The sequence below is a fragment of the Crossiella sp. CA198 genome (assembly GCF_052078295.1).
Lineage (GTDB): Bacteria > Actinomycetota > Actinomycetes > Mycobacteriales > Pseudonocardiaceae > Crossiella.
In genome coordinates this window covers 60,333-75,077 of record NZ_JBQJIM010000032.1, presented here as the reverse complement: position 1 = coordinate 75,077, position 14,745 = coordinate 60,333, and the positions used below count along the sequence as shown (strand labels likewise).

The following is a 14,745-nucleotide window of genomic DNA, read 5'->3' as shown; positions in this document are numbered from 1 at the left end:
GGAGGGCTAGATGTTAACGTGAACATCACCTGCCGACGGGGCCTGATGACCAGGCTGATCCGTGTCCTTGCTGTGTCGGCACTGGCCTTCGCGGCCGTGGTGACACCGGCCGCGGCGGCGGCGCCCTCGACCACCGTCCGGCCCGATCCGACCTACCAGCAGCAGCCGTTCCAGGGCTGGGGCACCAGCCTGATCTGGTTCGCCAACGCCACCGGCGGCTACCCGGCGGAGATCCGCGACCGGCTGGCCGAGCTGCTCTTCGGCGAGCAGGGGCTGCGGCTGAACATGGCGCGCTACAACATCGGCGGCGGCAACGCCCCCGACGTGCCGCCCTATCTCCGCCCCGGCGCGGCCGTGCCCGGCTGGTGGCGGGCCCCCGAGGGCACCACCCGCAAGGACACCGACTGGTGGCGGCCGGGCGACCCGTGCCTGTTCGACGCCTCGGCCGACCCCCGGCAGCGCTGGTGGGTGGACCGGATCAAGTCGAAGGTCACCCACTGGGAGGCATTCAGCAACTCCCCGCCCTGGTTCCAGACGGTCAGCGGCTACGTCTCCGGCGGCTTCGACCCCTCGGCCGACCAGCTGCGTGCGGACCGGGTCGAGGACTTCGCCGCCTACCTGACCCAGGCGATGGTCGAGCTGGAACGCGCGCACGGCATCCGGTTCGGCACCCTGGACCCGTTCAACGAGCCCAACACCCCGTACTGGCGCACCACCCTGGGCCCCAACGGAAACCCGACCGGCGGTCGCCAGGAGGGCGCGCACCTGAGCCCGGCCTTGCAGGCCAAGGTCATCCCGCCGGTGGCCGCCGCACTGCGGGCGACATCGCTGCGGGCGGCCGTCTCGGCGCCGGATGAGACCAATCCCGGCATCTTCGCCGAGAACTGGGCGGGCTACCCGGCCGAGGTGCGCGCCAAGGTCGGGCAGCTGAACGTGCACACCTACGGCACCGGCCGCCGCACCTCGGCGAGGGACATCGCCAAGGGCGCGGACAAGCCGCTGTGGATGAGCGAGGTGGACGGCTCCTGGGGATCGGGGCAGAGCTTCACCAGCATGGACCCCGGCCTGGGCATCGCCGAGCGGGTGATCGACGACCTGCGCGAGCTGGAGCCGCGCAGCTGGCAGCTGTGGCAGGCGATCGAGGACTACGACAACATGAAGCCCGGCGGTGAGTCGCCGGCCGGGATGAACTGGGGCGTGGTCCAGATCCCGTTCAACTGCGGGCCCAAGGACACCCTCGCCACCTGCGCGCCCAGGGTGAACACCAAGTTCCACACCCTGCGCAACTTCACCCACCACATCAGGCCCGGCGACCGGCTGGTCGCGGTGGACACCACCACCGACGTGGCCGCGGTGCGCGGACCCGGCGCGGAGCTGACCTCCGTGGTGCACCTGAACAAGACCGACCAGCCGCGGACGGTGCACCTCGACCTGTCCCGGTTCGCCTCGGTGTCGCCATACGCCAGCGTACGGCCGGTGGTCACCGACGCGCACGGCGCGCTGGCCGAGGGCGTCGCGGTGCGGGTGCGCGGCGGCAAGGCCACACTGACCGTGCCCGCCCGCTCGGTCACCACCTTCCAGGTGCGCGGCGGCAAGGCCACACTGACCGTGCCCGCCCGCTCGGTCACCACCTTCCAGGTGCGCGGCGGCAAGGCCACACTGACCGTGCCCGCCCGCTCGGTCACCACCTTCCAGGTGCGCGGGGTGAGCGGGGTGCGCGGCGAGGCCGCGCTGGGCGGCGCGCACCGGCTGACCGGCGCGCACAGCGGCAAGTCGCTCGCGCCCGCTGGCGCCGACCTGGTGCAGCGCACCACCGACCCGGCCGCCGCGGACCAGGTGTGGCGGCTGGAGCGCGAGTCCGGCGGCTACGGCAACCGGGCCCAGTTCGCGGTGGTCAACGCCGCCACCGGGCAGCGGCTGGCCGCGGCCGGGAGCGCGGTGGTGCTGCGCCCCGGCGCGGCCGAGGGCCCGGAGGCCCGGTGGATCCCCTCCTCCACCGGCGACGGCAGCTGGACCTTCGTCAACGCGGGCACCGGCGCGGTGCTCGACGTGACCGGCGAGTCCCAGGCCGAGGGCGCGCGGATCGGCCTGTACCAGCCGACCTCCAGGGACAACCAGCGCTGGGCGGCGACGCGGGTCAGCTGACCCGCTCGGTGTCCAGGTCCACAGTGGACTGACGGACCGGACCGCGTCGGGTTGGCTTCCGGGGCGCCGGGGCGGCCGCAAGGGAATCGAATGAACTGTCGAATTCCGCGTCGAATTCCCTTTCCTGGCGCGGAATGCTTGACCTGGCAACACCGGTGCCCATACTGGCCGAGAGCCACCTCGGGCCGCCGGAGAGCCACCGTGCCAGGTCCTCGGTTCCGCTCCGGCAACATGGATTCTCCTTCGACTCACGGGACGGTGCGATGTCGTTGCGACGGACCAGACGATGGTGGCCCTTCTTCCTCGGCTGTGTGGTCGCCGCGGGAGTGTGCGGCGTGCCCACGGCGGCGCAAGCCGAGCCGGGTGAACAGGTCCGGCCCGCCGGCCGGACGGTGGACTTCACCGAGGGCTGGCGCTTCGCCCTGGTCAACACCACCGGCGAGCAGGCTCCCCAGCCGGACCCGGGTAGTCCATTGTGGACTGATGTGCGGTTGCCGCACGACTGGAGCATCGGGCTCGACCCGGTGCGGGGCGCGCACACCACCGCGGGCACCGCGTTCCTGCCCGGCGGACTGGGCTGGTACCGCAAGACCTTCACCCTGCCACCGTCAGCGGCAGGCAAGAAGGTGGCGATCGAGTTCGACGGTGTCTACATGGACGCCGAGGTCTACCTCAACGGCAAGCTGATCGGCCGCCACCCCTACGGCTACACCGGCTTCGCCTTCGACCTCACCCCGCACGCCCACACCAACGGCACCCCGGACGTGCTCAGCGTCCGGGCCCGCAACCAGATCCCGAGCAGCCGCTGGTACTCCGGCAGCGGCATCTACCGCGACGTCCGGCTCCTCGTCACCGACCCCGTCCACGTCACTCGCCACGGCGTGACCGTGACCACCCCCGGCCTGGCGGACACCATCGGCTCCGGCTTCGCCACGATGCGGGTGGCGACCACCGCCGTGAGCGCGAACGCTCCGGTCCAGGCCGAGATCACCGCCACGGTCAAGGACGCGAACGGCAAGGTGGCGGGCCGGGGGAGCGCACGTGCCGACCTCGGCCCGCAGCCGCGCACCGCGAGCACCGATGTGCGGATCGAGCACCCGGTGCTGTGGTCGGCCGAGCGGCCACATCTGTACACAGTGGACACCGAGGTCTCGGTGGCCGGCAAGGTAGTCGACCGGGTAAGTATTCGCACGGGTGTCCGGTACTTCGCCTTCCACCCGGACAACGGCTTCTCGCTCAACGGCAAGGAGACCAAGCTCAAGGGCGTCAACCTGCACCACGACCTGGGCGCTCTGGGCTCCGCGACCAGCAAGGACGCGATCCGCCGGCAGTTGCAGATCATGAAGAGCATGGGCGTCAACGCCGTGCGCACCTCGCACAACCCGCCGGCGCCGGAGTTCACCAAGGCATGTGAGGAACTGGGCTTGCTGTTGCAGATCGAGGCCTTTGACACCTGGCGCACCCCGAAGACCCAGTTCGACTACGGCCGGTTCTTCGACGCGCACAGCAGCGCCGACATCCGGGAGATGGTGCACGCGGCCAAGAACTCCCCATCGGTGGTGATGTGGTCCATCGGCAACGAGATCCCCGATTCCACCGCCGCCATCGGCGTGCCGATCGCCAGGCGGCTCATCGCGGAGGTGCGGGCGGTGGATGCCACCCGGCCGATCGTGATGGGTTCGGACAAGTACCGCGGGCTGCCCGCGGCCGGGTCGCCGCAGGAGGAGATCCTGAAGCTGCTTGACGGGATGGGCCTGAACTACAACACGGCGGCCTCGGTCGACGCGCTGCACGCCCGCTATCCCACCAAGTTCTTCTTCGAGAGCGAGTCCTCCTCCTCCACCTCCACCCGCGGCCATTACCAGGATCCCGGCCAGCTCAACACCGGCGAGAACTTCACCCCCGGCAAGCGCAACACCTCCTCCTACGACAACAACCTGGAGACCTGGACCTACAGCGGTGAGTACGGGCTGAAAAAGGACCGGGACCGCAAGTGGTTCGCCGGACAGTTCCTGTGGACCGGCATCGACTACCTCGGTGAACCGACGCCCTATGACGTGTTCCCGGTGAAGGCCTCGTTCTTCGGCGCGGTGGACACCGCCGGGTTCGCCAAGGACTTCTACCACCTGTTCCGCAGCCAGTGGAGCACCGAACCGATGGTGCACCTGCTGCCGATGAACTGGACCGACCACAAACCCGGCGATCCAGTGTCGGTGTGGGCCTACAGCAACGCCGAGACCGTCGAACTGTTCCTCAACGGCACATCGTTGGGGGAGCGCGGGTTCGACACCAAGACCACCACCGGCGGCACCCTCTACCTGGAGACCACCGAGGCCACCGGAGATGACAAGACCGTCACCACCGGCCGGTTCCCCGGCAGTTACACCAGTCCCAACGGCAGCGCGGGCAAGCTGCACCTCAGCTGGTCGGTGCCGTTCCAGCCCGGACGCCTGGTCGCGGTGGCCAAGCGTGCCGGCACCGAGGTCGCCAGGGACGAGCTTCGCACCGCGGGCACACCACACGCGATCAAGCTGACCCCGGACCGCGCGAGCACCAAGGCCGACGGCACAGCACACACCTTCGTCACCGCCGAGGTCGTCGACAAGGCCGGGGTCCTGGTGCCAGGGGCGGACAACCTGATCTCCTTCCGGGTCAACGGCGGCAGCCTGGCCGGGCTGGACAACGGGCGTCAGGAGAGCGCGGAGAACTACCAGGCGAACTCACGGACCGCGTTCAACGGCAAGGCACTGGCCATCGTCCGGTCCGGCCGCGGCACACCGGGCGTGGCCGTCACCGCGAGCGCGCCGGGCCTGCGGACCGGGATCGCGATCGTCCCGGCCACCGGCGGCCGCCCAGGAGTCGCCGAACCCGAACCCTCAACCGCGCCACCGCAGGCTCCGGTCGTGGCGGCGGACGCGAGCTACTCGGGCGCGGTGGACACGGTGCCGGCCGCGATGCTCGACGGCGACCCGGCCACCGCCTGGTCGAACCACTACCGCAAGCGCGCCACCGCCCTGCTGCCCGAGGTGAGCCGGGCGCACCCGGTGGCCTGGGTGTCGGTGTCCGGACTGGACTCCGGGCCGGTCGGCTCGGTGGCGGCCTCGTTCACCACCGACGTCGCGCACGCCCTGCCCGCGAGCATCGCGGTGTCCTATTGGGACGGACGAGCGTTCGTCCCGGTGCGCGATGCGAAGATCAGCTGGGCGACCGGGTCCGGCCAGCCGACCAGGATCACGTTCGGCCCGGTGCGCACCAGCCGCATCCGGCTGGACCTCACCAGTCGCGCGCCGGGCACCGCGCACGGCTTCCTGCGGATCGCGGAACTCACCGCCGGACGCTGACCCACTGACGTGTCGAATCCATCGTCGAATTCGCCGTCGATTCGACAAAACCGTTGGGGCACAACAGCTGTCCCTGGACAATCCGGCTCGCGATCCGGCACCCTGTCCCCAGTTCCGCCGCCGAAGCGAAGGGTGGCACCACCATGCGCGGCACCGCAGCCACACTGGCCCTGCTGGTCACGGCGAGCCTGGCCAGTCCGGGGCTCGGCCGGGCGGCGGTCGGTGCGGGTGCAACCGCGGGCGCGGCTGGTCTCGGACACGCTGCCGGACTCCTCGGCGCCGCACTTCCTCTCCTACGAAGCGGAAAGCGCTTACCCAAGCTATTCAGACCACACCAGGAACCCAGCACCGGCCACTTCGACGAACGGACCCCGCCATGCACAGGTCAACGGTGATACGTGCACTGCTCATCACGACATCCTCGGCCCTGGTGGCCACCGCCGCGGGGTACCCGGCCACGGCCGCCGCACCCGCCGCCGCGCAGGCGGAGCGGCTGGACCGCGGCCTGATCAGCGTGCACACCGGTAAGGGCAACTTCCTCAGCTGGCGCCAGGTGGCGCAGGACCCGCCGGGCACGGCGTTCAACGTCTACCGCGACAGCGTGAAGGTGACCGCGAAACCCGTCTCTCTCACCAACTTCCAGGACACCGGGGCTCCGGCCGAGGCGGTCTACGAGGTGCGCCCGGTGCTCGATGGCGTGGAGGCGGCGCGCACCGGCCCCGCCACGCCGCCGCTACGGATGGCCGCGCACACCGAAGGCGAACTCGGGGTCACCGCCAGCACACGGGACGTGCCGCTGCAGATCCCGCCCGGCGGCTCCACCTCCTCGGGCGCGTACACCTACGAGGCCAACGACGCCAGCGTCGGCGACCTCGACGGCGACGGACAGTACGAGATCGTGCTGAAGTGGAACCCCACCAACGCCAAGGACAACGCGCACGCAGGCCACACCGGCAACACGATCCTGGACGCCTACAAGCTGGACGGCACCCGGCTGTGGCGGATCGACCTGGGGCGCAACATCCGCTCCGGCGCGCACTACACCCAGTTCCAGGTCTTCGACTACGACGGCGACGGGCGTGCTGAGGTGGTCATGAAGACCGCTGACGGCTCGCGTTCGGGTACCGGTCAGGTGATCGGCAACGCCGGCGCCGACCACCGCAACTCCACCGGCTACGTACTGGCCGGACCCGAGTTCCTGACCGTCTTCCGCGGCGCCGACGGCGCGATCCTGGACACCGAGAACTACGTCCCACCGCGCGGCAACCTCGCCGACTGGGGCGACAACTACGGCAACCGGGCCGACCGGTTCCTGGCCGGAACGGCCTTTGTGGACGGTGCCAGGCCGAGCATCATCATGGCGCGCGGCTACTACACCCGCGCGGTGGTCTCCGCCTGGGACTTCCGCAACGGCCAGCTCACCCGGCGCTGGACCTACGACTCCGGCCGCGGCGGCGGCGGCGCCTACGGGCAGGGCAACCACAACCTCTCGGTGTCCGATGTGGACGGCGACGGCCGCGACGAGATCATCTACGGCTCGGCCACCATCGACGACAACGGCGCCCTGATGTACCGCACCGGCTTCGGCCACGGCGACGCCCTGCACGTCAGCGACCTGGTGCCGGGCAGGCCGGGCCAGGAAGTGTTCACCGTGCACGAGTCGGGCAACCAGCCCGCGATGGACGTGCACGACGCCCGCACCGGCCAGGTCATCTACCGCGCCCCCGCGTGCGACTGCGACAACGGACGAGGCGTGGCCGCGGATGTGTGGGCCGGCAGCCCTGGCGCGGAGATCTGGTCCGCCGCGGTGGGCGGACTGCGCAGCGCCGCCAACGGCAACCAGGTCGCCGCGCGCAAGCCGGGCTCGCAGAACTTCGTGATCTGGTGGGACGGCGACGGCCAGCGCGAACTGCTCGACGGCACCCAGATCAGCAAGTACGGCACCGGCGGCGACACCCGCCTGCTGACCGGCTCAGGGGTGTCCTCCAACAACGGCACCAAGTCCACCCCGGTGCTGCAGGCCGACATCCTCGGCGACTGGCGGGAGGAGGTCATCTGGCGCACCAGCGACAACCGCGCACTGCGCATCCACGCCACCACCGCGGCCACCGGCATCAGCCGTCCGTCCCTGATGCAGGACCGGCAGTACCGCCTGGCCGTCGCCTGGCAGAACACCGCCTACAACCAGCCACCGCACGCCAGCTTCAGCACCCCGTGACCCCCGCCAGCAGCACGACCTGAGAGCGGCCGGATGTGGTGGGCGGCCAGCTATAGTCGCGATTGGTAACCAGCTACCTCATCGTGACCAAAGGATGGCCGCCACCCATGCCAGAGCACCCGGCCTTCGACGTGCTGACCAAGACCTGTCCTTCGCGGACCTCGCTGGCCCGGATCGCCAACAAGTGGACGGCCATGGTGGTGATCGCGCTGGGCACCCGGCGGATGCGCTTCGGCGACCTGCGCAGCACGGTCGAGGGCATCAGCGGGAAGGTGCTCACCGAAACCCTGCGCGACCTGGAACGTGACGGGCTGGTCAGCAGGCACGCCTACGCCGAGATCCCGCCGAGGGTCGAGTACGAGCTGACCACGCTGGGTGAGACGCTGCACGAGCCGCTGCACGCGCTGGGGCGCTGGGCCGAGCAGTACGCCGCCGAGGTGCTCACCGCCCGCGAGGCTTACGACCTCCAGTCCTGAGTGGACACTTCTGTGGTGACGCCGGTCACATATGGGTGTTAGTTACGTTGAGGTTACTGGTTACGAATAGTCACTATTGGCCGGTACCTGGAACTCACCCCAAGGAGATCTCCGATGGCTGACTCGACTGGCCCGCTGGCTGTTGCCACCAAGTACTTCGACGCGTTGTCCGCCAAGGACTTCGGCACCGTCGCGGGCATGTTCGCCGAGGACATCGTCTGGCACCAGCCGGGCGGCAACCAGTTCTCCGGCGTCCACCACGGCAGCGCCGCGGTCGGCGAGATGATCGGCGCCATGATGGCCGTCAGCGAAGGCACCTTCGCGCTCTCGCTGACCGCGGCCCCCATGGTCAACGGGTCGGTGGTCGCCGCGCCCGTGCACTTCACCGGTCAGCGCGCGGGCGCGACCATGTCCCAGCACGGGCTCGACCTGCTGCGGATCGAAGGCGACCGGATCGCCGAGGCGTGGCTGTTCTCGCCCGACCCGGCGGGCGAGGACGCCTTCTGGGGCGCGGGCTGAGTCGCAGGCCCTCCCGCACCCAGCCGCGAACACCCGGCTGGGTGCGGCCGCGGTCAGGTGATCAGCAGGTGGAGTTGGTCTGGGTGAGCAGACCCAGCCGCCAGGGCAGCAGGTTGTAGGGGTCGTTCGCGGCCGGGTCCTTGCCCTGGTAGAGGTAGCGCAGGCCGCACTCGCTGATGGTCATGGTCTGGTCGACGCCGTTGCGGATCAGCTCGCCGTGGCTGATGTCCTTGGTCCACGGTGTGCCGCTGAAGGTGGTGTTGCCCGCGCGGGCGAACGGGTTGGCCTCGGTGTCAGCAAGGGCTTTCCACGGGCCGGTGATGGCCGGTCCGGTCCAGGACCGGAAGTAGCGCCTGCCGTCCGAGCCGATCGCCTCCACGATCAGCAGGTACTCGCCGCGGCCGGAGATCTTGTACACATTGGCGGCCTCGAACAGCTTGAACTTGTCCGGGTCCCGCATCGCGATCACGGTGTTGCCCATGCCGTTGGGGAAGCTGGCCATACTGGTCTCCGAGCGGTAGAGCTGCCCGTTGTCGTCACTGGAGAACAGGTGGCACCTGGCGTTGTCGCAGACCACCCAGAAGTCCACCCAGTGCCCGTTGCCGATGTTGTCCTTGACGATCTGCGGCATCCCGTTGGCGTAGAAGTTCTTCGGCGCGCTCCAGGACTTGGGGTCGCTGATGTCCCTCGTGGTGGCGTAGGCGGCGTTCTGCCCGGTCTGGAAGACCAGGTACCACAACCGTTGCGGGGCGAAGTAGAACACGTGCGGCGCGGTCTTGTACCCGGGGCCGATCGCGGTCTGGTCCAGGTAGTGGTGGCGCGCGGAACCGGCCTGCGAGAAGTCGGTGAAGTTCAGGTACACCATGCTGTAGGCGCCATTGTTGTCGGTGCTGCTGGCGAAGACGTGATAGCGGCCGTTGTGGTGGACCACGGACGGGTCCTTGACCGCGCGGATGTTGTGCGTGGCATCGGATTTCGGCCCGATGAGGGCGTTGCTGGACCGCCACTGGAAGCTCGTCGGCAGCGCGGCCGCGGCGTCGGCGGCGACCGCGGCGAACGAGGCGGCCACCAGACTCAGGCAGGCGAGCAGGGATCTGGTGCGCATGGTCGTGTCTCCATCACGGGTGTCAGCCGGTGATCCGGTAGGTGACCAGCGCGCGGCCGGGCACGGTGGCGGTGAACGCGCCGCCGATGACCCGGATCGCGGACTGGGCCTTGGTGCTGTTGGCGTTGTCGGTCAGGTACGGGGTGGCGGTTCCGGTGGTGATACCGGTGCGCGGCAAGGAGAAGCTCATCGGGGCCGGACTGGCGGCGGTGTTGAGCGCGATCACGGCCAGGGAGCCGTCGCTGTTGCGGTACGCGGACAGCCGCAGCGCGCCGTCGGCGGCGCCGGCGCCGATCCTGGTGGCCTCCGGCCGGATGAACCGGCTGTAGTTCGCCAGTGCCCACAGTCGTTTGGACACCCGGTAGTTCTCGCCGTCGAGCTGGATGAGGCCGCGGGTGGCGCCGGTGGACGCGCCGTACCAGTACACGTAGCCGTTGACGTTGCCGGTGGTGAGTGCGGTGTGCACGGCCTCGGCGATGGCGAAGCCGTCGTAGCCGCTGCCGTCGTCCCAGCTCTCCTTCCAGGTCTCGCCCTTGGGGTTCCACTCCGACATCCAGGTGCGGCGGGAGGTCGGCAGCGGGCCGGTGATCTGGCTGGCGTAGGTGTGTCCGGTGTGCAGGGACACGGCAGCCCGCGCGGCCGGGTCGGCCTCGATCGCGCTGGTGTAGGCGCGTTGCTGGTTCCAGCCGAAGGAGTCGCAGCAGGTGACCTTCAGTCCGGCGCCCGCCGCGATCGGCCCGAGCACCTTGGCGAACTCGGCGGCCTGGGCCGGGGTGAACCGCATGGAGGAGTAGCCGGTGGTGTAGTCGGGTTCGTTGGTGAACCCGAGATCGTTGATCCGGATGCCCTCCTGAGCGTAGAACTTGGCGTACTGCACCAGGTAGCCGGCGTACGCGCGACGCCAGTCACCGCCGGCGCAGGAGGCCCCGGACAGGCCGCACAGCGTGCCGCCGTCGGCCTCGTCGCCGTTGGTCTTCATGTAGCCGGGCGCGCTCCAGGCGTTGGCGTAGAAGCGGTTCACCCCGTAGGCCTTGGCCTGCTTGGCCAGCCACACCTGTTCGGTGTCCTTGCCGTCCCAGACATACCGCGGGGTCGCCGCCGGCCCGCCGGGGTTCCTGGGCTGGATCGAGGTCCCGGGCGTCGACCCGATGTGCAGTCGCAGGATGGACATCCCCGCGCCCGTGCTGCCGGAGAACAGCAGGTCCAGCACCTCCTGCTGCCGCTGTGCGGGCAGCCCGGCCGAACCGTGCATGATCGCGGCCCGGCCGAAGGCCTCGGAGAAGCCGAAACCGTCGATCGGCTGGTGGGTCCGGCCGCCGTCGATGGTGGCCGCGGTGGCCGCCCGCGCCGCGGCCGGGCCGGGCAGCAGGCAGCCCAGGCCGAGCAGGGTCGTCGCGGTCAGCACGGCCAGTCGTCCCGGAACGCGACGGCGGGTGCGGGTGTGGGACATGGCGGAACCTTCCACGGAGGTGAGCAACAAGGACGTTACGTCGCGCGGCTTGCCGTGTCAGTAGGCCGGGTAGTGGATGTGTGGCGGAAATTCTTTGCTGGCAAGGGAATTCGACTCGATTCGAATCGAATCAGGTAAGTCCATTGTGGACAGTTGGGTCAGCCTCGCCCCAGCCCGGGAGAATCGCGGCGCTTCACCAGCGGGCAGGTGGCGTGGGTGATCACGAGCGCGGGGCGGTGGTGCTGCCGCGATCGGTGAGCCGGGGCGGGAGCAGTCGCACCTCCGGCGGCTGCTCCTGTCCGAGCCGGGACATCACCATCTCGACCGCGATCGTGCCCAGCTCCGCCACCGGAACGGCGACCGAGGTGAGCGGAACGGACTGGTTCTCCGCGACCTCGTCCGGGCACAGTGTGATCACCGACAGGTCCGCGGGCACCCGCAGCGACCGCCGCCGCAGCTCCAGCAGCAGTGGACCCAGCACCGCCTCGTTGTGCACCACCAGGCCGGTGACGCCGCGGCCGGGAGCCAGCACCTCGTCCAGGCACCGCACCACCGCGTCGTAGGCGGGAGAGCAGGGACGCACCGCGGCGGTGAGGCCGCGGCTGCCCGCCTCGCCCTCGAATCCGGCCCGCAGGCGCGCGGCGTAGCTGGTGCCCCGCTCGTACACCGCGGGGGGTGAGCCGATCAGCGCGATCGAGCGGTGGCCGCGCTCGCCGAGGTGGGCGGCCAGCTGCCTGCCCGCGGCGGCGAAGTCGAGGTCGGCGCAGCTGAGCCCGTCGTGGTCATCGGGCATGCCGAGCAGCACGACCGGTGCGTCCACCGCGCGCAGCTCGGGCACCCGCGGATCCACGCTCTCCACGTCCATCACGATGATCGCGTCCGCCATGGCCCGCGCGGTGACCCGGTGCGCCTCACCGGGACCGGCCTCGTTGGTCAGCAGCAGCACGTCGTAGTCATGGGCGCGCGCGGCCGAGGCGATCGAGGAGACGAACTGCATGATCACCGGCAGGTTCAGCCCGGCCCGCAACGGCACGACCAGGCCGAGCACCTGGGACCGGTTCGAGGCGAGCGCGCGAGCCCCGGCGTTGGGGTGGTAACCGAGCGCGGCGATGCTCCGCTGCACGCGACGCCTGGTCGCCTCGGAGATGGCCCGCTTCCCGCTGAGCACGTAGGAGACGGTGCTGGTGGAGACCCCGGCGTGGCGGGCGACCTCTTTGATGGTGATCATGCCCGCCCTTCGCGCCACGCCGGTTGCCTGCCAGGCATCGTAGTGCCAGGGCCGCGATGTCAGCCGAAGACGCGGCGTTCGTGCCCGAACCGCTCCGCGCGCACAACGAGGCCTGACTCCCTTTCTTCCGTCGAATCGACCGGTTCGACTGTCGAATGCACGTCGAATGAACTTTTCGTTGCCTTCGGCACAGTTGATCTCTAAAGTCCGGTGAACCGCTTCGATTTAGTGGCGGATCGCATTCCGTTCAATGCTGTGCGGAAAGGACGAGTTGATGAACAAGCTAATTCGTGCGCTCGTGGTGGCGGTGGCCGCGTTGCTGGCCGTCTCCCTGGGCGCGCCTGCCGCGTCCGCGGCGTCCTGGTCGTCCTCTGACAAGTGGGGCACCTGGTCCAACGGTGGCTACACCGTCCGCAACAACGTCTGGGGCGGTGGCGCCGGCGCGCAGTCGATCTGGGCGAATTCGTACAGCAACTGGGGCGTGTGGGCGGACCACCCGAATACCGGCGGGGTGAAGTCGTACCCGCACGCGGGGAAGGCGATCAACAAGAGGATCAGCTCGATCGGTTCCCTGCGCAGCAGTTTCAACGTGAATGTGCCGGGCTCGGGCGCCTACGCGACCGCGTATGACATCTGGGCTGACAACAACGCCTACGAGATCATGTTGTGGATGAACAAGACCGGCCCGGTCGGCCCCATCGGCTCATTCCAGGTCAGGGCGAGCGTTGGCGGCCACACCTGGGACGTCTACCGCGGCTCCAACGGCAGCAACGCCGTGTTCTCCTTCCTGCGCACCGCCAACACCTCGGCGGGCACGGTCGACATCAAGGCGGTGCTGGACTGGATCCGCGGCCGCGGCTGGTACGGCGACGTCACCGTCGGCGATGTCCAGTTCGGCTACGAGATCACCTCCGCCGCCGGCGGCAAGAACTTCACCACCAACAGCTACTCGGTCTCGGGTGGCTGACCGGCGGGCAGGCGGGTGGCGCGGGTCAGCCGCCTGCCCCCAGCCGAACGGCTGGCACGGCGGCGAGTCGCGGCCGGGCGCTTCAGAGCTTCGCGCCGACGATCGGCGCCAGCCGGTCGGCGATCTTGCGGTGGCCCTGGTCGTTGGGGTGCACGTTGTCCACGGTGTCGGTGGCCTCGTCGATCCAGCCTTCGGTGCCGACGAAGTGGACGTCGCGGTCGCCACCGTCGTTGCGCGTGCGCACCGCCGACTGCGCCTCCGGCAGGTACCGCTTGCGGAAGGAGCCCATCGCGAAGATCGCCGCGGTCGGGTATTTCTCCCGTGCCAGCCGCAGCAGCGTGACGTAGGAGGAGCGGAACTCCTCCTTGCTCACGTTGTGCCCGGCGTCGTTGGTGCCGAGGTTGATCACCACGGCGTTCGCCCGGTAGCGGTTGAAGTCCCACGCGGGCGCGCTGGCCGCCAGGCCGGTGCGCAGGAATCCCTCCCGCATGCTCAGGCAGCCGTCGGCCGCCGGGTGCAGGCAGGCCCCGCCCACGGCGATCTGGGTGTGACCGGCCTTCAGCTTCTCGCCGGTCAGCCAGCCGTAGGCGGTGAGCGCCTGCTTCGAGGACCGCTGCCCGACGGTGATCGAGTCGCCGACGAACTCGATGATCTTCGACGGCACGCCCGGCGCGAACGTCGTCGCGCCCGCGTCCAGGGTGATGCCCTGGAACACCGCGTCACCCCGGTAGGACCCGGCGATCGGCCGGTAGGACACGCGCACGGTGTGCCTGCCCGGTGGGAGCTTGTTCGGCGTGAGGTCCACCGTGCCACCGCGGTTCAGATAGGACACATTGGGTCCGCCGTCGATGCTGACGAAGAAGTCGATCGCCCTGCGCTGCTTGAGTTTCAGCGTGGTGCCGGTGAAGCCGACGACCAGGTACCCACCTGCCCACTCGGAGGTGTAAGCGCTGGCGGAGCTGGTGTTCCACCGGCCGAAGTACTTGACGTTCGGGTCGGTGGGCGAACCCGTGGTCGCGGCCCGCGCCGCCGGGGCCGGGAGCACCACACTGGCGAGCAGTGCCGCCGCGACGAGCAATTTCATGCCGTTCCTCCTCCGGTTCGGGCTGAGCTACCGAGGTGTGACGATGAACCGTTTCAACGTACGGCGCAATAGGCAAAAGTGTTGCCAGATAAGGTGGAAGGCGCTTTCCCGGATTGGCGGTTGACGTGCTCGGAGCAGCGCGCCTGCACGCCAACGGGATCGCCGTCGGCCTGGCCACCCCGACCGCCTCCCCGCCGCGGCGCTCGCGCGGC

General features: G+C 69.7%; 10 protein-coding genes. 6 read left to right on the top strand and 4 right to left on the bottom strand.

The features are described from left to right. The first annotated feature begins 45 nt into the window (after positions 1-45). From ACTOWY_RS38745 to ACTOWY_RS38725, 5 genes are all read left to right on the top strand, one after another. Positions 46-2,145, top strand: a complete 2,100-nt coding sequence (locus ACTOWY_RS38745) for an RICIN domain-containing protein (protein ID WP_441314569.1) — start codon at positions 46-48, stop codon at positions 2,143-2,145. A 263-nt stretch (positions 2,146-2,408) separates the two neighbouring features. Further along, positions 2,409-5,486: a glycoside hydrolase family 2 TIM barrel-domain containing protein gene (locus tag ACTOWY_RS38740; protein ID WP_441314568.1), complete on the top strand. Its 3,078-nt coding sequence runs from the start codon at positions 2,409-2,411 to the stop codon at positions 5,484-5,486. 430 nt (positions 5,487-5,916) lie between these two features. Next, positions 5,917-7,704 (top strand): rhamnogalacturonan lyase, encoded by a 1,788-nt coding sequence (locus tag ACTOWY_RS38735; RefSeq protein WP_441314567.1) that lies wholly within the window; start codon positions 5,917-5,919, stop codon positions 7,702-7,704. 107 nt (positions 7,705-7,811) lie between these two features. Then, a complete protein-coding gene (locus ACTOWY_RS38730) occupies positions 7,812-8,180 on the top strand; it encodes a winged helix-turn-helix transcriptional regulator (protein ID WP_441314566.1) in 369 nt (122 codons plus the stop codon). A gap of 114 nt (positions 8,181-8,294) precedes the next feature. Beyond that, the gene (locus ACTOWY_RS38725; RefSeq protein ID WP_441314565.1) at positions 8,295-8,699 is read left to right on the top strand and encodes a nuclear transport factor 2 family protein; all 405 of its coding nucleotides are present in this window, start codon (positions 8,295-8,297) and stop codon (positions 8,697-8,699) included. 61 nt (positions 8,700-8,760) lie between these two features. Here ACTOWY_RS38725 and ACTOWY_RS38720 read toward each other — a convergent pair whose 3' ends face one another. The 3 genes from ACTOWY_RS38720 to ACTOWY_RS38710 all read right to left on the bottom strand — a co-directional run bounded on the left by ACTOWY_RS38720 (position 8,761) and on the right by ACTOWY_RS38710 (position 12,482). Then, positions 8,761-9,804, bottom strand: a complete 1,044-nt coding sequence (locus ACTOWY_RS38720; RefSeq protein WP_441314564.1) for a non-reducing end alpha-L-arabinofuranosidase family hydrolase — start codon at positions 9,802-9,804, stop codon at positions 8,761-8,763. 22 nt (positions 9,805-9,826) lie between these two features. Then, positions 9,827-11,254, bottom strand: coding sequence for a glycoside hydrolase family 30 protein (locus ACTOWY_RS38715; RefSeq protein ID WP_441314563.1), 1,428 nt, complete (start codon positions 11,252-11,254; stop codon positions 9,827-9,829). Positions 11,255-11,474: 220 nt separating this feature from the next. After that, positions 11,475-12,482, bottom strand: coding sequence for a LacI family DNA-binding transcriptional regulator (locus ACTOWY_RS38710; RefSeq protein ID WP_441314562.1), 1,008 nt, complete (start codon positions 12,480-12,482; stop codon positions 11,475-11,477). Between the two features lie 274 nt (positions 12,483-12,756). Between ACTOWY_RS38710 and ACTOWY_RS38705 the strand changes: the two genes are divergently transcribed. Continuing rightward, on the top strand, positions 12,757-13,449 hold the full coding sequence (locus tag ACTOWY_RS38705) for a glycoside hydrolase family 12 protein (protein ID WP_441314561.1): 693 nt from the start codon (positions 12,757-12,759) through the stop codon (positions 13,447-13,449). A gap of 82 nt (positions 13,450-13,531) precedes the next feature. On the opposite strand, the gene ACTOWY_RS38700 is transcribed toward ACTOWY_RS38705, so the two are convergent. Continuing rightward, positions 13,532-14,533 (bottom strand): GDSL-type esterase/lipase family protein, encoded by a 1,002-nt coding sequence (locus ACTOWY_RS38700; RefSeq protein WP_441314560.1) that lies wholly within the window; start codon positions 14,531-14,533, stop codon positions 13,532-13,534. Between the last annotated feature and the right edge of the window lie 212 nt (positions 14,534-14,745).